The sequence below is a fragment of the Chryseobacterium aurantiacum genome, assembly GCF_003020585.1.
Taxonomy (GTDB): domain Bacteria; phylum Bacteroidota; class Bacteroidia; order Flavobacteriales; family Weeksellaceae; genus Chryseobacterium; species Chryseobacterium aurantiacum.
On sequence record NZ_PXUE01000002.1, the window covers coordinates 509,298 to 536,297 of the forward strand.

Annotated in this window: 26 protein-coding genes; 8 read left to right on the forward strand and 18 right to left on the reverse strand. The window is 33.8% G+C overall.

All coding sequences use genetic code 11. The annotated features are described in order from the left end of the window. Window positions 1–59 precede the first annotated feature (59 nt). The 11 genes from chrI to C7D53_RS08770 form a co-directional block, all read right to left on the reverse strand. A complete protein-coding gene (gene chrI / locus C7D53_RS08720) occupies window positions 60–545 on the reverse strand; it encodes a chryseobasin maturation helper ChrI (protein WP_228422259.1) in 486 nt (161 codons plus the stop codon). Between the two features lie 46 nt (window positions 546–591). Next, the gene (gene chrH / locus C7D53_RS08725) at window positions 592–1,689 is read right to left on the reverse strand and encodes an MNIO family chryseobactin maturase (protein WP_106915993.1); all 1,098 of its coding nucleotides are present in this window, start codon (window positions 1,687–1,689) and stop codon (window positions 592–594) included. 3 nt (window positions 1,690–1,692) lie between these two features. Continuing rightward, window positions 1,693–1,917, reverse strand: a complete 225-nt coding sequence (gene chrA / locus C7D53_RS08730) for an MNIO class RiPP chryseobasin precursor ChrA (RefSeq protein ID WP_162926133.1) — start codon at window positions 1,915–1,917, stop codon at window positions 1,693–1,695. A 246-nt stretch (window positions 1,918–2,163) separates the two neighbouring features. Continuing rightward, window positions 2,164–2,580, reverse strand: coding sequence for a nucleoside-diphosphate kinase (locus C7D53_RS08735; RefSeq protein ID WP_034687444.1), 417 nt, complete (start codon window positions 2,578–2,580; stop codon window positions 2,164–2,166). 613 nt (window positions 2,581–3,193) lie between these two features. Continuing rightward, window positions 3,194–4,120, reverse strand: a complete 927-nt coding sequence (gene rsgA / locus C7D53_RS08740; RefSeq protein WP_106915995.1) for a ribosome small subunit-dependent GTPase A — start codon at window positions 4,118–4,120, stop codon at window positions 3,194–3,196. Between the two features lie 105 nt (window positions 4,121–4,225). Then, complete coding sequence (locus C7D53_RS08745) at window positions 4,226–5,308, reverse strand: chorismate mutase (RefSeq protein ID WP_076355791.1); 1,083 nt, start codon at window positions 5,306–5,308, stop codon at window positions 4,226–4,228. A gap of 396 nt (window positions 5,309–5,704) precedes the next feature. Further along, window positions 5,705–6,133 carry a hypothetical protein gene (locus C7D53_RS08750; RefSeq protein WP_228422261.1) on the reverse strand — a complete coding sequence of 143 codons (429 nt, stop codon included), beginning with the start codon at window positions 6,131–6,133 and terminating at the stop codon, window positions 5,705–5,707. A gap of 185 nt (window positions 6,134–6,318) precedes the next feature. Further along, complete coding sequence (dnaX, locus tag C7D53_RS08755) at window positions 6,319–7,404, reverse strand: DNA polymerase III subunit gamma/tau (RefSeq protein WP_106915996.1); 1,086 nt, start codon at window positions 7,402–7,404, stop codon at window positions 6,319–6,321. A 97-nt stretch (window positions 7,405–7,501) separates the two neighbouring features. Next, complete coding sequence (locus C7D53_RS08760; RefSeq protein WP_106915997.1) at window positions 7,502–8,134, reverse strand: TetR/AcrR family transcriptional regulator; 633 nt, start codon at window positions 8,132–8,134, stop codon at window positions 7,502–7,504. Between the two features lie 6 nt (window positions 8,135–8,140). Continuing rightward, window positions 8,141–9,397, reverse strand: coding sequence for an aminotransferase class I/II-fold pyridoxal phosphate-dependent enzyme (locus tag C7D53_RS08765; RefSeq protein WP_106915998.1), 1,257 nt, complete (start codon window positions 9,395–9,397; stop codon window positions 8,141–8,143). A gap of 416 nt (window positions 9,398–9,813) precedes the next feature. After that, a complete protein-coding gene (locus C7D53_RS08770; RefSeq protein ID WP_106915999.1) occupies window positions 9,814–10,167 on the reverse strand; it encodes a helix-turn-helix domain-containing protein in 354 nt (117 codons plus the stop codon). Window positions 10,168–11,083: 916 nt separating this feature from the next. On the opposite strand from C7D53_RS08770, the gene C7D53_RS08775 reads away from it, so the two are divergent. Together C7D53_RS08775 and C7D53_RS08780 are read left to right on the forward strand one after the other, a co-directional pair. Beyond that, window positions 11,084–14,077 carry a sensor histidine kinase gene (locus C7D53_RS08775; RefSeq protein WP_106916000.1) on the forward strand — a complete coding sequence of 998 codons (2,994 nt, stop codon included), beginning with the start codon at window positions 11,084–11,086 and terminating at the stop codon, window positions 14,075–14,077. A gap of 5 nt (window positions 14,078–14,082) precedes the next feature. Beyond that, on the forward strand, window positions 14,083–14,694 hold the full coding sequence (locus tag C7D53_RS08780) for a response regulator transcription factor (protein WP_106916001.1): 612 nt from the start codon (window positions 14,083–14,085) through the stop codon (window positions 14,692–14,694). 202 nt (window positions 14,695–14,896) lie between these two features. Here C7D53_RS08780 and C7D53_RS08785 read toward each other — a convergent pair whose 3' ends face one another. Further along, window positions 14,897–15,742, reverse strand: coding sequence for a hypothetical protein (locus C7D53_RS08785; protein WP_162926134.1), 846 nt, complete (start codon window positions 15,740–15,742; stop codon window positions 14,897–14,899). A 272-nt stretch (window positions 15,743–16,014) separates the two neighbouring features. Here C7D53_RS08785 and C7D53_RS08790 point away from each other — a divergent pair, with 272 nt between their 5' ends. From C7D53_RS08790 to C7D53_RS08800, 3 genes are all read left to right on the forward strand, one after another. Beyond that, window positions 16,015–16,965 carry a helix-turn-helix domain-containing protein gene (locus C7D53_RS08790; RefSeq protein ID WP_106916003.1) on the forward strand — a complete coding sequence of 317 codons (951 nt, stop codon included), beginning with the start codon at window positions 16,015–16,017 and terminating at the stop codon, window positions 16,963–16,965. Between the two features lie 122 nt (window positions 16,966–17,087). Continuing rightward, the gene (locus C7D53_RS08795) at window positions 17,088–18,290 is read left to right on the forward strand and encodes an MFS transporter (RefSeq protein ID WP_106916004.1); all 1,203 of its coding nucleotides are present in this window, start codon (window positions 17,088–17,090) and stop codon (window positions 18,288–18,290) included. Window positions 18,291–18,475: 185 nt separating this feature from the next. After that, window positions 18,476–18,889 carry a hypothetical protein gene (locus tag C7D53_RS08800; RefSeq protein ID WP_106916005.1) on the forward strand — a complete coding sequence of 138 codons (414 nt, stop codon included), beginning with the start codon at window positions 18,476–18,478 and terminating at the stop codon, window positions 18,887–18,889. 171 nt (window positions 18,890–19,060) lie between these two features. Here the strand turns inward: C7D53_RS08800 and C7D53_RS08805 are convergent, their stop codons facing one another. The 3 genes from C7D53_RS08805 to C7D53_RS08815 all read right to left on the reverse strand — a co-directional run bounded on the left by C7D53_RS08805 (window position 19,061) and on the right by C7D53_RS08815 (window position 22,513). Next, window positions 19,061–19,477, reverse strand: coding sequence for a hypothetical protein (locus tag C7D53_RS08805; RefSeq protein WP_185126688.1), 417 nt, complete (start codon window positions 19,475–19,477; stop codon window positions 19,061–19,063). A 238-nt stretch (window positions 19,478–19,715) separates the two neighbouring features. After that, window positions 19,716–21,356 (reverse strand): serine hydrolase domain-containing protein, encoded by a 1,641-nt coding sequence (locus tag C7D53_RS08810; protein WP_106916006.1) that lies wholly within the window; start codon window positions 21,354–21,356, stop codon window positions 19,716–19,718. Between the two features lie 119 nt (window positions 21,357–21,475). Next, window positions 21,476–22,513 (reverse strand): helix-turn-helix domain-containing protein, encoded by a 1,038-nt coding sequence (locus C7D53_RS08815; protein WP_106916007.1) that lies wholly within the window; start codon window positions 22,511–22,513, stop codon window positions 21,476–21,478. A gap of 199 nt (window positions 22,514–22,712) precedes the next feature. Between C7D53_RS08815 and C7D53_RS08820 the strand changes: the two genes are divergently transcribed. From C7D53_RS08820 to C7D53_RS08830, 3 genes are all read left to right on the forward strand, one after another. After that, a complete protein-coding gene (locus C7D53_RS08820) occupies window positions 22,713–23,312 on the forward strand; it encodes a Crp/Fnr family transcriptional regulator (RefSeq protein ID WP_106916008.1) in 600 nt (199 codons plus the stop codon). Window positions 23,313–23,376: 64 nt separating this feature from the next. Next, entirely contained in the window at window positions 23,377–23,997 is a 621-nt protein-coding gene (locus tag C7D53_RS08825; protein WP_106916009.1) for a hypothetical protein, read from the forward strand. 13 nt (window positions 23,998–24,010) lie between these two features. Beyond that, entirely contained in the window at window positions 24,011–24,412 is a 402-nt protein-coding gene (locus tag C7D53_RS08830; RefSeq protein ID WP_106916010.1) for a DoxX family protein, read from the forward strand. A gap of 97 nt (window positions 24,413–24,509) precedes the next feature. Here the strand turns inward: C7D53_RS08830 and C7D53_RS08835 are convergent, their stop codons facing one another. The 3 genes from C7D53_RS08835 to C7D53_RS08845 all read right to left on the reverse strand — a co-directional run bounded on the left by C7D53_RS08835 (window position 24,510) and on the right by C7D53_RS08845 (window position 26,999). After that, window positions 24,510–25,145, reverse strand: a complete 636-nt coding sequence (locus tag C7D53_RS08835; protein ID WP_106916011.1) for a DUF1062 domain-containing protein — start codon at window positions 25,143–25,145, stop codon at window positions 24,510–24,512. 387 nt (window positions 25,146–25,532) lie between these two features. Continuing rightward, window positions 25,533–26,306, reverse strand: a complete 774-nt coding sequence (locus C7D53_RS08840) for a hypothetical protein (protein ID WP_106916012.1) — start codon at window positions 26,304–26,306, stop codon at window positions 25,533–25,535. Window positions 26,307–26,309: 3 nt separating this feature from the next. Continuing rightward, complete coding sequence (locus C7D53_RS08845) at window positions 26,310–26,999, reverse strand: tetratricopeptide repeat protein (protein ID WP_106916013.1); 690 nt, start codon at window positions 26,997–26,999, stop codon at window positions 26,310–26,312. Window position 27,000: the final 1 nt, after the last annotated feature.

Consider the following 27,000-nt stretch of genomic DNA (forward strand, 5'->3'; position numbering starts at 1 on the left):
ATAAACATCCGTAGAAATACGGTATTTACGTTTGAGTATTTTTACTTATAGAGAGTTTTTTATACTTCCTTATTCCAAATACAGGCACACACCACCAGAGCAATTGTGATGACAGAAAAAACAGTTCTTATATTGTTCAGAAAATTCCACCTGTTTTCAAAATTATCCCGCATTTGCTTTATGGCATCTGTCGTAGAATTAGAAATATCAAATTGATCCAGCAGGTTATTCATGGGTACATTTCCAACTACAGTAACTCCAAAAACACCTATCAAGTAAGAGAATGTTGCCAATAAAAGAAAAATAAAAACAGGCTGTTCAGATCTAAACAAAAAGGCGGATACAGGAAGAAGAATTGCTGTTCCCATAAAACTCATAAAAAACACAGGATTTAGAATTTCCCGGTTAATATTTTGCATTGCTTTCAGATATTCCGGATCAGAAAGTTTTCCCAATCCAAGCACAACAGAGCAGGAATAGGCATAAAAAAGTCCGGCAATAAGAGCAGTAAGCACTGCTGTAATAATTAATAATACCGTTATCATTTTCATATATTTTGATTTGTGATAATCATAGATTACAGAGCTTTTTTTAATAAGGATTCCATTTTTTAATGATATTCTGAGCAGTCAGTATCATTTCACGGTCCCAATTCTTTGTTTTAAAATAATGAAATTCTTGATTTTTAATTAATGACACATCGGCATTATCAAACAACAATCTCGTAAGCAAGGTTTGTTCTTCGTGTAAAAGCATATCTTCCAATGGAGTTTCCGGAAGTTTTATTTCCTTTTTATTCCAATGAACTTCTTGTTGATTCTTCCAATCCGATTCCGAAACAAGCTTTTTAACCTTAGCAAAATCTTCTAGAAAATCATTCTTTTCACTTTCTTGCTGAATGGAGTGACCAAGTCTTTCTATAATTATATATTCCAGGTTATGACATTGGGATAAAGCCCATGGTAGTACAGATAAAATATCCTCGGGAATAATATCATCATGAGTATCCCTTCGAATGTGCTTTTTTCCATAAACACTATCCTGCCAACTTCCTCCTGAAAGATGAATTTCTTTTACCTTATCCAAGGGATATGAATTGATAATTTCCTGCATCTCTATTTCAAAATTACAGGATTGACAGTAGATATTGTGAAGATCAAGAATCAGAAATCCATGAGTATCTTCAATAAGTTTGTCCAGAAACAAACCCTGCTCTCTTACATCATCTACAGAGAATGAAAATGCCAGATTCTCTATCCCCACAGGAATATCCAATGCTTCCTGAAGTCTGAAAAGTCTGTCCTTTCCTATTTGTAGTGTTTTAGGATGCAAAGAAACCGGCAATGGTACGCCCTGGTGAAAGTTCTCAGTATTCATGAAGCCGAAATGCTCCGTAATATGATTGTATTTTCTTTTTTTAACCTCCTCCTTTAATTTATCCAGCCATATACTCTGCCGTTCTGTCCATCTGGCATCAAATAATGAATAATAAACTCCATGACCGATCAGGCGGTTGTTTTCAGAGTAAAAATCTAACAGATCCCCAAGCCAATCCGGTTCTTCTGTATGATAAAGGGTATCAAATGACCACTCCAATACATCAACAGAATTACTCTGTAGCAAAGGCAAAACAGCAGAAACAAACTCTGCTTCTGCCATCATTGATAATCCTAGCAGTGGCTTTCCCATCTCCTATCCCATCCCGCAGGCAGGGCAATTACGAGGGTCATGTCGAACTGTATCTTTTTTAACAATTACTTTAGGAGGCGTAGTGGGCTTCGGTTTTTTAGTTGTGTCGGAAGCTGCTACTTTTCTAACTTTCTTTACCGGTTTTTTCGTCTTACCGGAAGATTGGGTAGTTTGTGCTGAAACACCTACCGCTAATAAACTGGCCATTAATAAGGTTGGAATTTTCATAATCGCTTTTTTATAAAAAATTTGCAATAAACGTTCCATTTATTTCAAGCCTAAAATACAACAATTTATTCGTGTAAATTTTAATTTTCAGATCTTCCTGAGAAAAATGTTCCGACTTCCATCTAAAAGCAGTTGAAATGGCAGTTATTATGACAATAGGACATTGTTTTTAATAGTGAGTAGGAAGTATAAAAAACAAAATCCGAAGAATAATCCCCGGATCTTTTATTTTGTAAGGTAATTTTCTTAGAAAATCTCTCTTCCTGAAAAATGGAATTGAGCCTCGATTAATGCATTCTCGTCAGAATCTGAACCGTGAACTGCATTTTCTCCGATGCTTCTTGCAAACATTTTTCTGATTGTACCTTCTGCAGCTTCTGCAGGGTTAGTAGCACCAATCAATGTTCTGAAATCTTCAACTGCATTGTCTTTTTCTAAAACCGCAGCTACGATAGGACCAGAACTCATGAATTCTACTAGCTCACCATAAAATGGTCTTTCAGCGTGTACTTCATAGAATTTTTTTGCATCAGCAACTGTAAGCTGAGTTAATTTTAAAGCTTTAATTTTAAAACCTCCTTCAGCAATCTTACCCAATATTGCACCGATATGTCCGTCAGCAACAGCATCAGGCTTAATCATAGTGAATGTAATGTTAGACATAAATGTATATTTTTTTAATGGTGCAAAATTACAAAAAATATCTTTGATTTTTATTTTAATTTTTTTTTAACATAAAAATAACTTTTATTAAGAAATTATGAACTCAACTTTGGCACAGTAATTGTTTATTCTATTGCGATTCTCATGTTTAATTTGAGTTTTCATGGTTATTAGTTTTTACCCAGCTTCGGCTGGGTTTTTTATTTGTAAAAAACAGGCTGTTTTATTGCTGATTTGATAAAATTAAAAACCTTATAAAAGTATATTAATACATTATTGCTTCTTATGCAATCAATGAAATAATCGATTTTTTTTGAAATATTTTTTCCCGCTTAAAATTCGAGTATCGAAAAGTAGAGTTATATGACAAAATATTCATGACAAAAAGTAGAATTATCTTAAAAGTGATTTTTTTAGAATAAAAATATCCACTCAATTACTAAAAAAATTCGTTGTCCTATTTAAGTTTCTCTTCTTACAATTTTCACTTTCAAAATTTGTACACAAAAATTATCCCTGTATATGAATAGCTTTTTTGTTTAAGCCTAAAAGAATAACACCTCAGATTATTGTAAAATTAATCTGAGGTGTTATATGATATTAAATTTTCTTATTACTTTTGGGAAGCTTCCTCTGCCTCATCCATAAGTTTGATGTAGGTAGCATAACGGGAATGCTGAATTTCTTCTACTTCAAGGGCATCAATAACGGCACATTTCGGCTCATTAATATGAAGACAGTTATGGAATTTACACTCTTCTCTTTTCTTGAATATTTCAGGAAAATAGTGCTGAACTTCTTCTTTTTCAATGTCAATCATTGCAAATTCCCGAACTCCGGGAGTATCTATAACGTTTCCACCAAAATGCCAAAAATGCATCTGAGCAAAAGTGGTGGTATGTTTTCCTTTCAAATGGGTATCTGAAATTTCTGACGTTTTCAGGTTTAATCCGGGCTGCAAAGCGTTAACTAATGTAGACTTTCCACACCCTGAGTGTCCAAAGAATACAGAAGTTTTATCTTTAAGAAGCTCCTGAAGCTGATCCAGATTTAATCCTGAATAAGAAGAAATTTCCAGAGTGTTGTAACCTATTTCCTGGTAAATAAACTCAACATCTTTTACAATTTCAATTTCTTCTTCATGTAAAACATCAATCTTATTGAAAAGAATCAGAGGGGTAATGTTATAGGCTTCACAACAAGCTAAAAATCTGTCCAGAAATCCTAGTGAAGTTTCCGGATGCTTCAAGGTAAAGATAAAGCACGCCAGATCTATATTGGAAGCAATGATATGTGCTTCTTTTGAAAGGTTAACCGATTTTCTGATCAGGTAATTTCGACGTGGTTCTATTTTCGTGATCCATGCAATATCATCCTGTTCCAGCTGAAACTCAACAAAATCTCCTACAGCAAGCGGATTGGTAAGTCTTGTTTTGATCAATTTGAATTTACCTCTGATTCTGGCCTCGAAAATTTTATTTGTTTCCAATTCCAAAACCTGGTACCAACTGCCTGTAGATTTAATGATTTTTCCTTTCATAAATAATATGGTGCAAATATAAGAAATTAGGGCTTAGGGTTAGGAAATAGTTTGCTCTAAATCCCGATACCCTAAGCCCTACTAGCTATTATCTATTATAACAAGTTATTTCTTGTCAATCATAATGTTATTCTGTACTTCAATTGATTCTTCGTGAATGGCTTTGAAGACTTTCTCAATAAACTCCTGAGACATTCCTGTTTCTTTCGCTTTTTGTGTAGCGTATTCTGTAATTACTTTCCAACGTTCAGGCTGGAAGATAGCAATATCATTCTCTTGTTTAAGCTTACCAATTTTTTCTGAAATCTTCATTCTTTGAGAAAGAAGCTCGATTAACTGGAAATCAAGATCAGAAATCAACGTTCTGTGTCTTCCCATTTCCCCTTCGAAACCTGCAAGGTTAGAGTTTCTTACCTTTAAGTTACCGATAAGTTCTGCAAGGACTTCAGGAGTAATCTGCTGAGAAGCATCACTCCACGCTTCATCAGGATTACAGTGCGATTCAATAATTGCACCTTGGTAACCAACGTTAAGTGCTTCCTGGGTAATGTCTGCCAAGCCTGTTCTGTTTCCACAAATGTGAGAAGGGTCAATCAACATTGGAATATCCGGGAACTGGCTTTTGAAGTCAAGAGCAATCTGCCAGTTTGGATTATTTCTGTATTTTGTTTTCTGGTATGTTGAGAAACCTCTGTGAATTACTCCAAGGTTTTTAATATCCTGACCTAAAAGTCTTTCAAGGGCACCAATCCATAATGCAAGATCCGGATTTACAGGGTTTTTAACAAATACGGGCTTATTTGTACCTCTTAATGCCATTGCAATTTCCTGTACCGTAAATGGGTTTACTGTAGAACGCGCTCCAATCCAAAGTACATCTACATCAGCTTCTAAAGCAGCAAATACATGGTGTGCATTAGCAACTTCTGTAGCCGTTTTGAACCCGTACTCTTCCTTTACTTTTTTTAGCCAGTTCAAACCGATCACTCCTACTCCTTCGAAACCATTTGGTTTGGTACGCGGCTTCCATATTCCTGCACGGAAAACAGATACATTGGCATTGGATTCTTTAATTCTTCTAGCCGTTTCAAGCATCTGAGCTTCACTTTCTGCGCTACATGGCCCTGCAATCATTAATGGTTGTGTAAGCTCATTGATCCACTCGTTTTTTAAATCTTTTAAATTCATATTCTAAATTTTATTGTTTTTTTTATATTTTTTTAGTCCACAGCAATAGCCCTTTGATTATAAAATTTAATTTATAATTCTTTTCAAAAAATGCCGTTCAAAATTGTTTAAAGGAATCAGGAAAATAATAGGGCTCTACTTCTCCTGTATTTTTTGGAAAGAAATTCAGTTAACAATACCAGTAAAATCGGTAATAGGTTCTGAAATTTCTATAATAAAAAGCAGAAAAGCTAAAATAACCGCTAAAATAATTAGCGGGTGTAAAGAAAGACAGATATGTATTAGATAATTTTTCCATTTTTGTTCTGGAAATGTCTTTGTTTTAGCGTTTCTAGTTACAATTTGTTTTTGTCAAAAAGTTATTTTTAACAGAAAACTTTGACAAATATATAAAAATTATGTCAAATCAAACTTCATTAAATCATCAAGATCTCTTAAAAGTGGATTTTTTTCTATAAATTTTTCAAATATTTTTCTTTTGGTGACTACTTCAATCTTCAGATTATCAATGTCTCTCTCGTATTCTATCTCAATGGCGTGGTTCTGAACTTTTTTTCTGAAATGATTAAAAAATTCTCCACTCACCTTATCAAATTCTACTTTGGCAGAATCTGACGGAAATAAAACTTTAATCTTATTTTCTTCTTTTTTCTCCAGCTTGAAGGTCTTCACTGCATTAAAAATAAAATTATTTTTTACCTGCAGCTGCTTAAGCATAATTTTCCATTCCATCTGCAGATCTGTATCTGTAAAATGGTGTTGGGGAAGATTTTCAGTTTTTACAACAACATTTTCTGTTGTTTCTACTTTTTCTTCTTTATTCAAAAAGGAATTAATGCTAAAGCCTGAAGAAATTCCGGCTCTGGATAGAGGTTTCGTAGTTTTACTTATAGGAGTATTCTGAACCTCTTCTGTCTTTACAGGTTGTACTGTCTTAACTGGTTCTTTTTTCTCCGGAACTGCTTCCGGAATTTTTACTTCCTGCTTCTCACTGAGAAACGGAGCTAGTATTAAGAACTTTTTTTTTTAGTATCACCTGAATTAGCTGTCAGAGAAGATAGCTGCATCAGTGCAATTTCAACGGTAAGTCTTGGATTCTTTGAATTCTTATAATTAATATCTGCATGGTTGCAGATTTCAATACCATCAATCAATTGCTGGGCGGCCCACTTTTGCCCTTGTTCTATAAACTTAGACTTTGTCTTCTCTCCTACTTCAATGAGGTCAATTGTAGAAGTATTTTGAGCCATCATCAAATCTCTGAAATGATTTCCTAATCCGGCAACAAAAATATGGGGATCGAAGCCTTTTTTAACAATCTCATTAAAGGCAGATAGTACTTCGGGAATTTTGTTTTCCTTGGCCAGATCCACAATATTTAGATATTGATCATAGTCCAGAATATTCAAGACTTCTGCGGCTTTTGCCAAGGTGATATTTTTCTGAGAGAATGTAGAAAGCCTGTCGAAGATTGAAAGAGCGTCTCTTAGTGCACCATCTGCCTTTTGGGCAATGAGGTACAGAGCGTCATCTTCGTATTGTATATTTTCTTTTTGAGCAATGCCTTTCAGATGTTGCTGAATATCTTCAATGGTAATTCTCTTGAAGTCATAGATCTGACAACGAGATAAAATGGTTGGAATAATTTTATGTTTTTCCGTAGTGGCCAGAATGAAGATTGCGTGAGCTGGCGGCTCTTCAAGTGTTTTAAGAAAAGCATTGAAAGCGGCAGAAGACAGCATATGAACCTCATCAATGATATATACCTTGTATTTACCAACCTGAGGCGCAAAGCGAACCTGATCTATCAGTTCTCTGATGTCATCTACAGAGTTATTGGATGCAGCATCCAATTCATAGATATTATAAGCAAAGCCATCTTCTGAAACCGAGCCATCTTTCTCATTGATCTTTCTTGCAAGAATTCTGGCACAGGTAGTTTTACCCACACCACGAGGACCGCAAAAAAGCAATGCCTGAGCGAGTTGACTTTCTTCAATTGCATGTTCTAAAGTATCCGTAATATGGGATTGTCCTACAACTGTATCAAACTCTTGAGGACGATATTTTCTTGCAGATACTATAAAATTTTCCATTGGTCAAAAATAAGAAATATAGTTCTAATTTGAAAATTAAAAGTTTTCAAATATCAACAAAAATGTATTTCTGCTCAAATTGGAAAACTTTTAATTTTTACTTCTTTTTACTGTATGCAAAATCAATCAATTCAACAATAGCTTGTTCAATCTCTTTTCTTCCGTCTTCTGTTTTCAGGTCAATACCACAGAAAACACTTGCATTATATCCTGTATAAAGGTTAAGGTAATACGCTCCTGAAACAATTAGTGCCATGATAGCTCTATGTCTGGTTGCCGCTCCCTCTCCAAAATACGGATCTGAGATATTTCCAAATAAAACTTCACCTACTTCTTCACGTTGTTCTACCAACTTTTTAAGAATAGGTTTGTTTTCTGAAAGTTCCCAAAGGATAATCTTCTGAAGTTCTTTATTTTTCTTAAGGTTCTCAAACTGGTTAAGCACAACAAATTTAGTAAGCTCATGCCCTCCGTCAGAGTAATCTATTTCTACATCTTTATTTACCTGGCTCCAGTAATCCTGAGACTTAATATATTCATCTATTAGCTTATCAGTGCTTCCAAAGTACTCATAAATCAATTTTTTATCAAACCCTGCAACTGCTGCTATTTTACTTACTTTTAATCCGGAGTAACCTTTTACTCTTAAAATTTTACCAACTGCAGCAAGCAGCTTTTGTTTTGTTTTTTCTTTGTCCCTTATTGGGCCTTGCACTACTTTTCTAGGCATAATTTATTATTTTTTTGCAATATGCAATTTTTTATTAATATCATCAAATGCGTTAAGCGTTTTATCCAGGTGTTCCTTTTCATGCCTGGCTGTTACACTCATCCTGATACGAGCATCTTTTCTTGGCACTGCCGGATATAGAATAGGATTCGTGTAAATTCCTTTTTCTATTAATAATTTTCCGACATCTCCTGTCAAATACGGGTCACCGATTTTCACAGGAACAATTGCTGAACAGGTAATTCCTGTATCCAGTCCCAGATCATCAAGTCCTTTTTTGAAATAGTTGATATTGTTCCAGAGTCTTTCTCTCCAGATCGGTTCTTCATCTATTAAATCAATGGCTTTAACAATTCCTGCGGATGATGGTGGGGCTGTTGCTGAGAAGATCTGCTGACGGGATTGAAATCTGATAAATGCGGCCAATTTTTTATCGGCAATAACATATCCACCCAGATTACCAAACGTTTTACTGAATGTTCCTGTGATGATATCTACTTTATCAAGTAATCCGGCTTGTTCCAAAGTACCTCTTCCTGTTTCTCCAAGGATACCGACACCATGTACGTCGTCTACCATTAGAAAGGCATTATACTTCTTCACCAGATTATAGATCTCATTAATATGTGAGGTATCACCATCTTGGGAATACACTCCATCCACAATAACGAGTTTCGTACGGTACAGATTTTCAGATACCTTCAAAATGTGTTCCAAAGATTCCAAATTATTGTGTGGAAATGTTTTTTTATTGGTAAAGGCACATCCTTCATGCACACTTGCATGTACTGCCATATCTAAAATAGCAAGATCTTCTTTCTGCATAAGGCATTGCAAAGAGGCACTATTAGCAGTATATCCGGTAGTAAATACTACAGCTTCATCTTCAGTCCTTTTAAAAAAGCTTGAAATTTTCTTTTCTAAAGCATTATGATAATCAAAATAACCACCAATAAGAGGGGTTGCTCCCGTCCCAGTACCATATTTCTCGATTCCTTCAATGGCAGCCTGTTTTACTTTGGGATGCTGTGTAAATCCTAAATAATCACTGGAAACAAAACTAACAAATTCTCTATTTTGGTTGGCAATATTTACATTCAATACTGCATTGGTTCCTGAAGTATTCTTCAGTCTGTAATTCATATGCCCGTTAGACTTCACAAAGTCTAGGTATTCATAAAATATTTCAGCCCTTTGAGCCATATCATTATCTGGTATATTCTCAAAGTCTTTAATAGTTGCTGTTGTGAAATTGATGTTCATCCTTAATCTTGTTTATTGTGGTTCTAAGAAACAAATATATGACTATTTAAAGGGCTTTGATTCACATAAAAGATTAAATATTATTAAAGGCTTAAAATTTTCTGTAAACCAAATTCCTTCATTATATAAATGCAACTTTAAACATATTTTATATTGAATTGATTAGTTTTTAGTAATGGAAAATTAGTAAAAAAAAGTAATCAATAAAGTAATATTACTAAAGAAATAATAAAAAAAGATCTTTATTTTTCACAACCACCTCATTTATAAAAGATTATTTTTTTTCATTTTCAGGCTTCTATTTCATAAAAACCCTATTTTAGGTTAAATTTTAACATACTTAAATCCCATAAAGGAGAACAAGACCATCCAAAAAGATTGTATTAGGGAAGCCAAAGCGTGGCCCATTCGAAAAGTTAAGTTTGCTTAGATTCCCTGAACTTACCCGGAGTAAGCCCGGTCATTTTTTTAAAAAATTTAGAAAAATTAGAGGGATCATAAGTGAAAATACGCGCGATTTCTGCTATTGATTTATCTGAATTGGCAAGCATTTTTTTTGATTCCTGAATGATTTTTTCATCATAAAAATAACAAGGATGCTGCCCTGTTTCTTTTTTGATGGTATCGGTAAGGTGCTTATGAGAAAGGGCTAGCTGTCCTGCAATTTCATTCACCTCCATAAACTCAGAAAGATTTCCTGAAATTACATCCTGAACATGCTTTTCTAAGAACACAAAATACTGATTAACAATATCTTTACTTCTTTTCATTCTGTTTTGGGTTTCGCCGATTTAAAGCATAAAATTAAATTTAAGAATTAAAAACTATATGGTGAACTTTTCGGCCCTTAATTTAAAAGCCTGTTTATCTGACAATTAAATTAATACAAGGAGATTTCTTTCTGTAAAATAGAGATGATATTTTAGGCTTGAAATAACAATTTCAATTCAAATAGAAAACTTCATAAAAAGAAAAAAAGATCTCTTGAAAGAGACCCTTTACTTTAGAGGTAAAAACCGTTTGTGTTCTTAGAATCATTTTGATTAATAGAAGCCTTTTTCATCTTTGTGAGAACCGTTTGCAAAAGTAGGAAAGCCATTAGGGCTGATCAAAAAAAACGCGTAGAATTAACACAGTATCGTTGTAAAACTTTTACTACAAAAAGAAAAAACTAAATAAAAATCTAAAAAAAAGATAAAAACAAACTAAATACGCGACAGCCATTCACTTGACATTCAGTCGATTTAAGCAGATAATTTTACATAACCCTTCATTTAAGGGCTCAAATATTCTTTGAAATCGCCCTATTTTCTACCCGGAAAGCTTAAAAAAATGACAAATTAAAATCATGATTTTTATAGCATATGGGTTTAAATGAAATTAATTCTCACCACCTGTAGAATTATTACTACAAACAAACCGATAAATATCTGCTCTGTTATCAATAAATACACACAAAACTCATATTATTACCCATTAAAAAATACTGATTTATCTGTATAATTTCATTATTTTTACCGCATCAAACAAATCTGTTTAACACATACCACACAAACGGCTAAAAAAATTAATGATAAAAATTTATTCTCAATCGTTCCTACCCATTAAAAAAACTTCGACTTGTACAAAAACTATTATTAACCGTTTTATGCATTAATGCATAGAACATAGATCAGTTGTGCACACATGAGAGTCTGGGCATTGTTTTTTACTTGCTTATATTTCAACATTTACGGACAGCGCCATACTTCAACATGGTACAATATTGACAACGGACTTCCACAAAGCAGTGCAAAGGCCATTGTTAAGGATAAATATGGTTTCATATGGATTTCTACAGAAAATGGACTTGTGCGATATGATGGCAGCTCTTTTATTACTTTTAATAATTTCAAAATCAACAATCTGCACTTTGGAGAATTCATTGGAGATCCGCTTTTGGACAGTATTACGGTTCTCAATAATTTTCAGGAAAACAAGATTATTATAAAGAATAGATTTCCTAAGGTCACCCATCTCAATAATAGTGATAAAAAAGGTTTTCTAAAGGGAGAAACGTTTATCAACAGGGTTGCCAATAATATTATCGCGTCTAATTTTTATAATGACATTCACTATTTTATACAGCTCAAAAATTCAACATACAACTTTACGACCAAAAATACGATTGTCTATAGGGATAACAGCGGGAAAGAAACAAAAATAGCTCTTCCATTTTCCAACAAGGATCTGAACAATATTTTTGTATTTAATGAGGTTCTTTTTATTAATAATTTCAAAACCAGAAAAACTTATTCTATTGATCAGGGAAGTCTTTTTGTTCATGAAAAGGAAAGTCTTTTTAATGATCCAAATACAAAGGTTTACTGGCAGCAGATCACTAATCAGACCTTTATCATCAATCACAATAATATTTACCTAGTCGAGGGAAAAGGACGTGAAATTAAACTGAAATTCCTTGTAAAATATAATGAGATAGGTAGTCATTCCTATTACTCAATGTTCTATGATAAGGATTTTAATAAGCTTTATCTTGGAACCCTGAATAATGGACTGAATGTTCTTAGACTTTCAGATTTCTATGCTGCCAGAAAGGAGGCTGATTTTTCCAACAATGTTTATTATGCTTCCCTCCCATTCAGCAAAAATACGATCATTGCAGAAGACGGAACAGTATTTGGAAAACATGGAATTGTCAATAAATATCCTTTTGGAAACAATGATAATTATCTTATGATGTATGACAAATCCGGAAATATTCTGATCCGAAAAAGAAACAGCATTATTCGTTTTTATAAGGATTCCGGGTATAAGAGAAAAGATTCTACTTTCATAAAACAAGGGTTTGAGATGTTTTTGAAAAGTGAAAATCTGTACGGTTCTTCCTATTCAGATTTTTCTAAAAGTCAGCTCCATCTCTCTTCAAAAGACATATTTTCGAAGCCGGATTTCGTATATCATTTTAATAGTTTTGTCAATACTTTTGCTCAATACAGCAAGAATGAGGTCTTGGTGGGCAACAGCGATGGATTGTACTCTATTACCCCGGGCATCGAAAAGATTACTCCTATTCTGAAAAATATCCATGTTAAAAGTATTATCAAAACAAAGGATAATCTTATCTGGATTATGACCAATAAGAATGGTTTTTACCTTTTCAGAAATCGAAGGCTTATTAAAATGCCCAATGACAGGAATGGATATCTTCAAGCGGCACATTATATTCTTGAAGATCGAAAAGGCTTTTATTGGATCTCTTCTAATAATGGATTGTTTAAGGTACCTAAAAAACAACTTTTACAATACGCAGAAGACCAAAAAAGTCCTGTTTTTTATTATCGTTTCACCAAAAAAGATGGGTTCTTAACCAATGAGTTCAATGGGAGTTCACAGCCTAATGCCTACGCACTGGAGAATGGCGATTTTGTATTTCCTTCTATGGATGGGTTTGTATTTTTCAATCCGGACAGTATCAAGACTTATTATCCCGACAAAAATAAAATTTATGTTGAAAGGGTAAAAATTGGAAATTCTGAACCTCAATATTTCCATCATCTTCTTGATTTAAAAAAAGATTATAAAACAGCCGATATCTTCATTGATATTCCTTACTTCTCCAATCTGGAAAACCTTTACATAGAGGCGAAAATATCGGGTGCGGAAAATACTCCATGGGAGCAAATTACCACAGGAAAGGAGCTGAAATACACCATCAGCAACCTATCTCCGGGTGAATATACGCTCAGTGTAAGAATGTTGATCTCTCCGGATGGGAAATATGAAGAAAAAAATATTCAGTTTAAGATTCAGCCATTTTTTTTTCAAACCCTTCTCTTCAGAGTATCTGCTTCTATTATTATCTTGATTATCATTACTATAATTGTTCAGTTAACAACTAACTTTTTAAGAATAAAAAATAAGGCATTAAAGCAGATTGTTCACAACAAGAATTCTGAGTTGAAAGAAAGAGCACTTACTCTTGAAGGGGTAAAAAGTGATCTGCAAAAGGAAACTGAATATCAAAAAAAACTGGTAGAGACCATCAGCCATGATATCACCACTCCCATCAGGTTTATTGCCATGCTTTCGCAGAAGTTGTATGAATCGGATGATGTAGAGTTGCAGAAAAAGTATTTTGACAGTATTTATAAATCTTCGGAACAGCTTTATCAGTTTACCTTAAATTTAAAAGAATATACTGAACTTTATAAAGCTGAAAATATCTTTGAGGAAAAAGAATATCCTATTAACAGGATTTTGGAGACCAAGAAAAATCTATTCTGGGAGATCGCCAAAGAAAGGGGTACTATGATAATTAGCGTTGTTGAAACCAAGGTTTATTCTCATGTAAATGAAAGCATTTTAATGGCTATTATTCACAATATTCTTGACAATGCTGTAAAGAATACGTTTGATGGACAAATAACCCTGAATATTACAGAAAACAAACAAAAATCTACCATCACAATTGCAGATACAGGAGCAGGAATGTCTGCAGAACAAATAACCGTGTACATGAATCTTTTTAAAAATCCTAAATTGGAGACTCCTAGCTTTAAGGGAAAAGGATTAGGATTGCATATGGTGATTCATTTAGTTAAAAAAATTAATGCTGAAATCAACTTTAGACAGAATCAACCCAAGGGAATTGTTGTAGAAATAATGCTCAATAAAAACTAATTTATATGAATGAGAGAATTTTAATTGCTGATGATCACTATGTTGTCAGAGCAGGAACAGCACTGGTTTTGGAAACTGCTTTTCCTACCATGAATATAGACTTTGCAGAAAACTATGAACAGGTAAAAAAGATGTTGGTAACCCAGCAATATGATCTTATTATTCTGGATATTGATATGCCCGGAACACAATATAAAAAAATGGTTTCAGAGCTTAAAGACATTCAGAAAAACATAAAAATCCTTGTATTTTCGGGGTATGATAAAGATGTTGCCATCCAATATATCAGAGAGGGAGCCGAGGGATACCTAAATAAGCAAAGCAGTGAAGAAGAAATCAAGAATGCTGTAAGAACAGTGCTTGAAAAAGGTTATTTCTATCCTGCTGAATTAATCGGGCTTATCATTCAGAATAAAAGAGATAATCCTGCTGAAAAACTTTCTTCCCGTGAATACGAGATTTTTAAGCTTTTGGCAGACGGAAATGGAAATCTGGAAATCGCTAATCGTCTTAACATTCAAATGTCTACCGTAAGCACTTATAAAAAGAGGATATTCCAAAAACTGGATGTAGGAAATATTGCAGAATTGATTAAAGTGTATGAAATGATGCATTGATGATTCTTCAACCATGCTTTCATTTAATTCAATAAATATTTTACTAAAATGAGGACCGGAAAATTCACAAAATTCCGGTCCAGAGAAAACACAACTTTAACTGGGCTCCAATAAATGAACCTATTCATTGATCCCTTGAATTATTTTTTTCATCATTTGTTTTTAGAAGCAGAAAAGTTAGGTTGTAAGTAAAGAAACTTCATTAATATAGCCTTTGTACGGAAAGAAACAGCTCTCTTGTATTATCGGCAGTACTTGAGTCCGTAGTGGAGGCATTACTGCTTCCGGTCATAGATTTATTATCTACACGAAATGCATAATATACTCTATACCATCTTGGCTCCGGTTGCTGCATGGTAATATCAAATGTTACGGTTTCATTATGCGTTTGAGTCAGGTAAACACCATCATCAAACTGTCTGAAAGCTCCGGGTGACAGTTTAATATTTCCATTATCAGAATCACCAGTATGGGTAGACATTTCTGAAACCCAAATCTTTATATCAGCCGATCCTACATTATAAAGTCTGGGATTAAAGGTAGTAGAAGCCCCTGTTCCTGCCGAGTTTCCATCAAACTGAGCATCAAGCCTCAAAACTCCTCCCAGAATAGGGAGATCAGAAAGATAGGTACTTGCAAGAATATTCGCCCCTGAAGTTCCCGCAGGTATACTTCCATGATAATAAATTAATTCTCCGATTGAAATATCATCATCATTTCCTCCAAAAGAAAACTTCCAAATTTCTCCATTAAACATATAATATCCCGGCTTATCTACTTTTGCAGTTTTAACCGATGGTACCGTTACTGCTTCAGTCACATAAACCAATGTCCCGGCATGTGCATTAAGATATACTGCATCTTTATCCTTAAGCTGATTTCCCGTCAATTTTGGAGCCATTACACCATCTGGCACCGTCTTTATATCGGGCTTACCTACAATATCCAGTGTAACTTTGGGAGAATCTGTATTTATACCAACTTGAGAAAAAGCATTTACAGATAAGCACAACATCATACTACAAAGAGATAATTTTATTTTCTTCATTTTAGTTATATTTGTTAAAACAATTATTTGATTTATAGACTAAGTATATACAATCACGTAGATTAATTTTTCAGATGAACAGCTAGTTTGATTCGGTTATACTGATGCAAAGTTATCTTCACTGATAAATCAATTTTATAAATAATCAATGAAAAACCGGAAACGGCTACAACAAAACACAAAATACTGAATATCAAAAATTTAAGCCAGTCATTTTTAATATTTGACTGAAAAAAAGTTTGTTGAAAAAAATAAATTATCTCAAACCATAAATGAGCACTACAAAAATTGAACAAATTGAACAATACAAGAGAGAGCTGATTTACTACTACAATGTTCTGATGTGGATCATTCTTGCCGTATTTGCTTTGATATTTACCTTTATCATTCCTGATAAAATGATGTCTTGGTATCTTTATGGAGGACTCTTTTTACTTATTTACACTTATTTGATTGTTCGCAAAAGCTACTCAGTGAATGTATTAGTTCACTCCTACATTATTATTGCCACGCTTTACAATTTTTATATCATGTTGGTTTTTTGGAATAATTCGGTAGCAAGTTTTGTATGGCTTATTCCTATTCCCTTGGCTGCCTATGTTTTTTTTTCCAGAAAATATGTCTTTATCTATGGGCTATTTGTTCTACTCAACATAGCAGCGGGATTTATCATTTCCAAAAACTTTTCTTTTAATTTCCAAAAACATAGTCCTGAAGATGTGAGATTAACAGATATTGTTCTCGTTACAGCCAATGTAGCAGTAATCTCGCTTCTCATCTACTTTAAGGATAAAATAAGAAGAGTTGAAATTTATAATGAAATTCAAGAAGAAAAATTATCTCCAGAAATACAGTCGGGAACTACAACAGAAAAAATTCCATTTTTTGCAGAAGAATTATTTGAAAAAGTAGAATCTGTAATGAAAGAAAAACAACTGTATAAGGACGTTAATTTTAATATTTCAAAGCTTTCTACAGAAATGGATATCAACAGCAGCTATATATCCAAATCTATTCGATATAAAGGATATCCCAATTTTAATAACTACCTGAATATACACAGAATAGAATGTGTAAAAAACTTGCTTAGCGAAAATGATATTGAAAAGATAACTCTTATGTATATTTATACAGAAGCAGGCTTCTCAAACCAATCTACATTTAACCGTGTATTTAAGCAGATGGAAGGGGTCACTCCATCAGAATACATCAGTAATATGTAAATACTTCGATTTGTTTTACCAATAAAAATTATTGAAATAATGATTTTTACATTTAAAAAATAATCAGGAACTTTACAATACCTTATTTCTATGAACCCATTGCATTTTAACGGCAAGAAATCATGAATCTATTTGAAAAAGCTGATCAGGGAAGCCAACGTTTCCGATTTATAAAACTTTGCATTTTTTTTTCCGGACTTTCCGTATTTGCGCAGCTCTATCTTTTTCAGCCGATGCTTCCCATGGCAGCAGAACACTTCAAAGTATCTGTGGGAGATACTTCCCTGCTAGTGTCATCATCTACCATAGGAATGGCCCTGGGTCTGTTATTTTTTGCCTTTAAAGCCGACAGCTATTCCAGAAAGGGACTGATGGCTTTCTCCCTGATTTCATCAGCCTTATTGACCATCATTTCGACATGGATTCCCAGCCTTAGCCTTTTGATTGCCATTGGGATCTTTAAAGGATTTGTGGTTTCGGGTGTCTCAGCGGTTGCACTCGCCTATCTTACTGAAGAAGTAAATGCTGCTGTAATAGGTGCAGCTATCAGCATGTACCTGAGTGGAAATACAATTGGCGGGATGAGCGGAAGAATCCTGGCAACTCTTGTAGCAGGAGAATTTGGATGGCGCAATGCTGTTTTGGTGATTGGAATAGAAAGTTTAATTCTGGGTATTATATTTTGGAAACTGTTTCCGGAATCAAAATTTTTCAATCCTCAGAAAACAGATTATCATCTCAAAATGAAGCAGATGAAGTTTTTTCTGACCAATCCTTATATGCTTCGGTTATATTTCATTGCCGCTTTGGTAATGGGTGTTTTTGTGAGTGTATACAACTATCTGACTTTCAGATTAGAGGCAGCTCCTTTTTCTTTGAGTCATTTTATCATCGCATTTATATTCCTAATGTATGTTTTCGGAGTGTTTGGAACCATGATTGTTGGTCGCTTATCCAAAAGATTTCCACCCAATAATATTTTAAAGGTTTCTATCCTGTTCATGATTGTTGGAGCATTATTGCTTCTATCGGAAAATATTTATATTCTCATTTTTGGGCTTGCTCTTTTTACACTTTCCTTTTTTGCCTCTCACACTATGGCCAGCCAGATGACTGCACTTTATGCGAAACGAGGAAAGTCCTCCGCTACCTCCATCTATTGGCTGTTCTATTATTTCGGGTCAAGTATTTTGGGAAGTGGCACGGGATACCTTCTCCACTCCTATTCCTGGAATGTTTTCATTGCATTTCTTATCATTTCTATTGTTATTGCTCTTCTTTTGGCCACAGCCAATAAGTCTTCAAAGGAGAAAAAAAATCACTGATCCATTACTTGCTGCATTCAATTTCTTTAAAACGATTTACAATTTTGTTATTTTAACATAATATTAATTTTTTAAGGAAAAATTTAACCTAATCTTCACTAAAACACCGCATTATAATACAATGCAGGGCATAATATTTGATAGTTATATCCTATACCATTATCATCACAAAAAATCAAAATATTATGAATGTAGCAGATCTTAAAATCAAAAACTTAGTCGAGTACAAAAATCAGATTTATACGATCACTGAAATTTTTCAGAGTGTAGAAAAGGAGTATTTTGTTCATATAGAAAATGATATTCAACGTATTTCGGTTCCTGCAGATTCCATTACGCCTATTAAGATAACAGAAGAATGGCTGGAGAGACTGGGCTTTTCAAGAACATTCAGTTCAGATCAAAGCATCCGATACGAAAGGCCTGAAGCCTTTATAAAGTATGATATTGACCTGAGTTCCAGAAAAATACTGGAGGGATTGAAAATTTATGGAAATGCTATCAAATGCAGGTACATCCATGAATTTCAAAACATTTTCTCATGCCTTTTTGGTAAGGATCCGTCTTTACATTATGGCTACCTGAAAACAGAATCATAGTTTAATAGTTCTTAGTTATTGAAAACCACAGATTATCATGATAATCTGTGGTTTTCCGTGTTATAAAAAGTCATCAGAAATTCTGAATAAAAAACAAAAAAGCTGCCTCGGTTTTGAAGCAGCTTCTCAGCACAAATATGAAACAAAATGCGCTCATTTTTGATGGTATTCTTAACTCTTGAATACTGTTTTATTCGCAAGTTTCAATACATAGCTATTTTTTTTGCCTTTCGTTAAAGTATATTGTCCTTTTTTATAAACAACAGCCTTTTTAGATTCTACTTTGTCAAGTATCAGACTTCCGTGTGAAGACGGCAAAAACAACTCTGCCTGTTGCTCGTCCTGGCTAAGAATGATGGCAGCTTGAGAGGTGTATGATTTTTTAGTATCTACTTCTTTCAAAAGAATTTTTTCATCAAAAAGCCTCACACAGTCGTTTTTTATCACAGAGAAAGTATATCCTGCAGATCCTTTGCATCCATGTTTATCTTTGTCGGAACCGGCTCCTTTTGGAACAAGTTGTGCAGAAGCACTTGAAGCGAACATTACAACTGTAATTGCTGTAATTAATAGTTTTGCGTTTTTCATATGTTTAAAATTTATGGGACAATTTTTTATTGTACTGAATAAAGAGAGTTACTTTAATAAAATAAACCACTTTATTGAGACAGGAACATGATTTTTAATTATTTACTGATAATTATTGTTAAAATTTTATTCATTTGTCATTTTCATATTGCATTACAAATAGTATTCCAACTTTGTTGAAATATTATTTTACAAAGAATAAGATACAACTTTTTCAGATATTCGGCTTAAAATATCATCATTTTATTTTCTTAAACTGTATGTTGAACATATTGGCTCCTGATAATATAAATCCTTTCATCTTATTATTTTTATCATATTCAAAATGAATGCGCCCCAAAAATGGTTCCCGGGAATAAAAGCTTTTCAGGCTTAAGGGATGTAAGATGACCTCAGGATTAATAGCATGCCTTGCAACCAACTTATTATCCTTAATAATTAACTCATAGATTGTATTGAACTCTTCGTTCTTGTAGTAGCCAATAAACTGATGAAGATCCATTTTACTTTCATCCGGTGGATTCAATATTTCTTTTTTGCAGGTAAATACAAAATCGCCAATGCTGAATATGAGCTTTCCTGTATGAAAAGTAATATAAGCGGTTGGAATAAAAGGAATGCTAAACTTATGGTCTCCTATAGATTCCAAAGGGGTCTTACTTCCCCATGCATATAGCTTTTTACCATCTGTAGTTATTTCCATATAATTTCCGGGATCTATTTCATAGGTTCCCTCAAACTGTTTAAGTTCTGTAGAGGTATAGGTTGTTTTTTTGGGTAAAGCTGGTAAAACTTCATGATCTTCCAAGAATACATCAATCAGTTTATAAGCTATAAGCAATCCGTCAAAATTACCTTTATTACTCATCAATACAATTGATAAATGATAAGCCGGAACATGGAGTATATACGCTCTGTAACCGGCAGTACCTCCACCATGAAAAACAATATCCAATCCTTTATATTTTCCGGTTTGCAGGCCAAGGCCGTATTCTATCTTTTCACCTGTACTCAGATAGGTATTTTGCTGCATTTTTTGATAAATTTCACGACTTCCCACTGTTGGATTCTGAAAGTTGACAGCCCATCTGCAAAGATCATTCAAAGTCGTAAAAATATTGGAAGAGCCATTCTCCATTTGCCCCAAGGGTTTTTTGATAAAATGTCCCTTGTTTTCTTTGTATGACTCTGCCTTATTGGGAATAATTATTTCGGGATTATTCACGGCATTCGTATGGTTCATATGAAGAGGATTGAAGATATATTCTCTGATTAGGTCAGCAAAATCTTTCTTGTATATTCTGTGAAGAATTTCGGCAAGAAGTATAAAGCCTGTATTATTATATTTGTATTGTTCGCCGGAGATAAAATTTATACTTTTAATGGCCAAAACGGTATTTACAGCTTCAGTATTGGTTATCTGAGACTCCATTCCAAATCCCTGCAGTCTTTTGATATTTGTAAAATCGGGTAAGCCATGAGTATGATTGGCCAATTGTCTGATAGTGATTGTATAGGGTAAATGCTTCAACTCCGGCAAATAGGTTCTGATATCATCATTCAATGAAAGTTTTCCGTCTTGTTCTGCCATAAGAGCTATAAAGGCCGTAAATTGTTTGGAGACTGATGCAATATCAAAAGCTGTAGAATCTGTTACAGAAATCCGGTCTTCAAGATTTGCCAGCCCATATGTTTTTTTATAAGTGACTTTTCCGTCTCTTATAATTCCGATAGCCATCCCGGGAGCATCTGGCTGAGAATAATGGTTAATGATTGAATCTGCTTTCCGGAGTTCATCTTTGTGATGAGATTGTCCAAAATAAATTTCAATAGACAGAACGGAAAACAGAAGTAAAATAGTTTTGATTAATGCTTTCATTATGTTTGATTTTTAATAATGAAGCAAAGCTGAAATTTTATCACAGGATAAACATCCGACTATCGGAAATCGGACTCTTTAATCATAAAAAATTAGTCCGACTTAAAATCGGACACTATTTAAACAATTGATTTTCTGTAATCTGTAGGAGTAATACCTGTTTCTTTTTTAAAGGCTGTATAAAATGAAGATTTAGAATTAAATCCCACTTCATACAAGACTTCCTGTACAGTCAGCTGCGGTTGATCCTTAAGCAGTTCCTTTGCATAATGAATTCTAAACTCATTAATAAAATCGAAAAAATGTTTACCGGTATGTTGATTGATAAGCATTGAAAGCTGCTTTTCCGGCATACTCATCTGCTCGGCTAATTTCTGTAAGGTTAACTTATCATCTAGATAGGGTTTTTCCATATCCATAAACTTTAGAAGAATTTTAAGCTGTTCCGGTTCTTCCTTAGATTCTTTTTCAGTTTTTACAGGAACCAGATCTTTATCAATCCCTGAAAATAAGCTTGGTCGGTATAAGGCATTCAGTACAAACCAGCTGACAACAAATAAAACAAACAATGAGGAAAATGTATAAAGTCCAAGAAAAATGGCTGTATTATCTTTTACAAACCCTCTGATCAGTACGAAAATGTTTCCAATTAAAAAAAGAACAGTGGTTTGAAACAACCATTTATAGGTAAGATGATGATTACTTGAATAATTCTCCTGGTATATCTTTCTAAAAGTTCTCAATGCCCAGAATACAGCAATAATATAATAGTAATACTGAATGACAGAAACAATATCAAATATCTTTTGATTTTGTTCTGAAACTCCCACGATGCTCAATAAACCGAAAAAGAATACAAATGGTACTCCATGCAAAAGCTGATTTTTATTGAGTGTAAAGTTATAATAACAGGCTGCATTAACGTACAGATAGTACAAAGGCATCTGAAGCAGGATACTGGATAGTTTAAATGCTTTAATAAGTTCATGGTCCGGCGTGCTCAGAAAAAAACCTGAAAGATCTACCACGGAAATCAAAAGAAATGCAGCAAACAAATAATTGGGTAATTTTCTCTTAGGCCTTACTGTAATCAGAAAAACAATCAATAGCAAAAACAAGAAAACAATAATTTTACCTAAATCATTTATTAATGCCATATTTCTATTTTGATTATCACAAAACTACAAATAATACATTAGGTTCTAATCCGTCATTCTTTAAAAAATGATATAAAATACACTACTAAAGCAATAAACAGATGAAAATTCCCTAATCCAAGGTACATTCTTAGGTATTTTTTATTATTTGCTTACATTTGTTTCCTGTCCTTTACGGACAAAACCCCAAGCAATTCTCATGGATACGGATATCATTATTTCACAACTGACAGGGCATTTTCAAGAAATTGTTCCTTTAAAAAGCACAGAGATTGAACTTGTCATTCAAAAATTAGAGTTTATTCAGCTTAAAAAGAAAGATTATCTGCTTCGTGAGGGGCAAATATCGAGACATATGCGTTTCATTGCTCAGGGAAGTCTGTATGCCTATCATATAGACGAAAAAGGTAAGGAAAACATAACCCAGCTAGGCATTGAAAACTGGTGGGTTAATGACTTATACAGCTATCTGAGTGAACTTCCCTCAAGAATGTTTATTCAGGCGAATGAAGATACTATCATAGTCCAGATCAGTAAAACAAATCTGGAATTGTTGTATAAAGAAGTACCTGCCATATCAGAATTCTGGCGACTAAAAATGCAGTCCGCCTATGTTACTTTACAGGAAAGAACGTTTGAACATTCAAGAGTGGATGCCTATACAAAATACAGAAATTTTGTAACCGCCTACCGTAATATCGAGCAACGTTTTCCGCAGTACATGATTGCTTCTTATCTTGGAATTACAGTAGAATACCTTAGCTACCTGAGAAAAAAGCACCTGTCAGACGTTTCTTAAGATTTCTTAAGTTTATTCCGTTTCGGCCTGAATAATTTTGCTCACAGAATTTAATGAGTGAAATATGAAGGCTAAAATCATCGCTATAACAACGCTTGCATCAGCTTATCTGAGCCTGAATGCACAGAAGCTTACCTATACCCCGGATCTTGTTGCAGGGCATCGTTCCTATACGTATATGCATAATGTCAATTATTATTTTAATGATCGGCTGAAGCTCAACAACCTTACTTTATTTGATACTGAATATACCAAGGATAAAGAGAATATATTCTTCATCAGAAATACCCTTGCCTACCATCTTAATAAGAAATTTAGTGTAAATGCTGCATTTGGAATGAAAAATCCCGGAGCATTTTTCAGCGCCTATGTACAGTACCGAATTGCAAAACCCTCCTATTCTCTTTCCTATTCTATCGGGACCACCTACCAGAAAGGATTTACACTGGAACAATCTATTTCTTTTGAATATACCCCTTATCTCAAGGAAAACCTGCAGGGATATTTCAGTGTGCTGGCTATCGGAAATCTCGATGATGGCGGATATCCAAGAGGGTTACAATTTATCCGGTTGGGGGTAAAGCAGGATAAAATGATGTATGGAGTGGCTTCTAATTTTGACCAGTTCAATAATGCAAAAAAGACCCTTGAAAATATCGGGGCATTCGTAAAATATAACTTTTAAATAATGATAAGAAATGAAAAAGAACATTGATTTAGGATTGTTAATCAGCAGAATCGCCATTGGTTTTCCCATGTCAGTTTATGGAATTAATAAACTGATCCACGGAGTTGGATTTATTGAAGATATGATGACCATGCATGGCCTGCCCTCATTCTTTGCCTATGGAGTATTTGCAGGTGAGATTATTGCACCCATTATGTTGATTATAGGATTTAGAGCACGTCTTGCAGGATTAATCTTTGCTGCCAATTGCTTTACGGCTACCATTCTTGCCCAAACCGGTAACTTATTTAAACTTAATGATTTTGGAGGCTGGGCACTGGAACTTTTGTTTATTTATCTGATCATCGGCTTAAGTTTCTTCTTTAGTGGTGCCGGTAAATATTCCGTTTCTACCCAAAACAAATGGGATTAAGCCTGAATCCTAAGTAAATATCTAAAAATAACAACCTCCAACCTATTCATTTGGAGGTTGCTTGTTCAAATAGTTATAAAACCAAGATTATTGATATCTATTTCACCAGATCATTAATGTCTTTCTCCATCAATTTTATATGAATTAATTTTTCTCTGTTTATCCTGATGAGATCTCCGTTTCTAATTTTATGTTTCTTTTGTAAAGGCTTTTCATGAACGAAGATGGATTCTGCCTCAATTAATTGGTTCAATTTGCTGGATGAAATTTGTAAACAACTTCTGATAATCGTTGACATTCTAAGATTAAAATCAAAAGGACAGTTAATTTTAAAGGTAATTATTTCATTGTCCGAATTGGCTAATTCCTCTATCGAAATATCAGTATACTGAATTTCATATTCTACACTATCAAGATCGGCTTCTGCATTATTTCTTCTTCTTATTTCGTGGGAAAATGCATATTCCCAAGCTAAATCCGTATTATTCTCTGAAAGTTTATTGAATAAATCTTTACTTATAGATTCCGTTCTGATTCTTGAAAAAAGAGTCATATTATATCGATTATTACACTTTACACATCTGTAAATTAACCAGATATCAATATTCTTTTTTTGGGCATTTAATCTGAATTTATCACTGCAATGAAACCTTTCACTGTCGCAATGGCTGCATTTCTTTTTTAAAAGGGGTGTATTTTTGGCTTTTACCTCCCAGATATACTCTATACTCATTATTATAATGGTGCTTAATATTCTTTGTTAAGTTTTTCATATTATTCACGCATTACAAGGCAGAAAAACAGGTTAAAAGATGTTATCTCCAAATAGCAAGGCTTTCTGATCAGTAAACTGTCAAAATCCCGGATTGCATAAGCCTTTGCCTTTGCAACAATGCGATAAATAATATGATTAAATGAAAACCTGTTCGGGTAGAATTACCCAAACGAAAGAATGATTAGCCTGTGGTTGTGAAGGCTAATACTAAGCTATAATAAGTTTAAGAGTTGTTCTCAAAACGAGTTATTTACTTGGTTATGATAAAATTAGGCAATTCTGCACAAAAAGCAAATTATTTTTAACTTTTTTAAATAGAAGTACCTATGTCCACTGTAGGAAAAGCTATAAAAAAGAAACGGAGGAACTTACCGATTCATTTAGTTCTTCTTCAGCCCCTGCTATTTTTAGGGTAAGGGTGGAATATTTCAAATATCCAGTTCTTACATTATAAACGGATTTAATATCAGAAATGATTGTAAAATTCTTGGTGTAGTGGTAAGGTTTTGATTTCTGTTGAAACTGTTTATCCGCTATTAATTTTGTAAGAGTTTCTTCATCCAGAGAGATCGTTCCTCTTATTGTAAGATCCGTCTCGTTTATAAGTTCAACTACATATTCAATTTTTAAGGGCAGTCCAAGAGGGGCATGTACCCAGGACATTCCGTCAATCACCGTTCCTACTTCAAGTTCTTTGTTATAAATATTGACAAAAAAAGGCAAATGGGAACCATTGGAAAGCAGGTCGTACTCCATCCCAAGCTGCATCTTGAAATACAGTCTTTCGTAGAGAAACAGAAAGGTATTATTCTTTCCGTTTCTATTTTTTTCCTTGAATTTATTCCATTGTACCTTTAGCAGTTTCTTGTTTGTAATTTCAAAAAAGTTTTTCTTTTCGTTCAGGTCAAATTGTACCGGAGAAAAGATGAGATTGCCGGATGCATCATCTGTAAGGTCTTTATTTGTGAAAATCATTTGTAGATTTTCACCCTGATTCAGATTAAGTGAAAAAGTATGGCGGGATTTTAGATCAGAAAGCTTATTATTTTTATAAAGTGTATTTTTTGAATACTCTGCTTTGTAAAGCTCCTGCGAATCTGGTTTAATATTGATCAACATAATCTATTGTTTATCTAATAAATCTTGGTATACATCCGCCATATCTTGGTTATCAACGTTCTTATACATCAGTATTATCTTATTGTAACTTGTTGCTAAATAAGGTGATTCGGGATTAATACTGATCCATTTTTCAAGAATATCAATACCCTCTTCAATGTTTCCACGCTGCTCCAGATTTGTTACTTTTTCTAAAACAATCATAAAATCATTAGGGCTAAGCTGATAAACCTGATCAAGAATTTCATCAAATTTATTCTGGTTGCCATTTATTCGATAGAAAGCCATTACACTTTTCAGCAATGGAACATTGGCAGGATATCTCTCAACTGCAGTTTCTACAAAGTGATTAACCTCAGTTTGATGAGCTATATACCATTGATAGTCTCCATCCATCATTATAACATATACTTCTGCTTTTTTAACATAGAAAAAAAGCTTCTCCTCTTCCAAAAGTTGAGAAATGGCCCTATCACAGCAGGCAACAGCTTCTTCATAGGCAGGCCACAAAAGCTCTGCTACTACCGATTCATCCAGCAAAAAATTAATATAATTGATATAATAGTTTCTGTCCTTAGGATAGTCTTCAAGTAAAGAACGGTATGTTTTAAGCCCTGCACGAATCTCTCCCTCATTAAAATATTGCTGGGTAATCCGCTCGATACGATGTATTGCATTAAGGTCTTTTTTCATA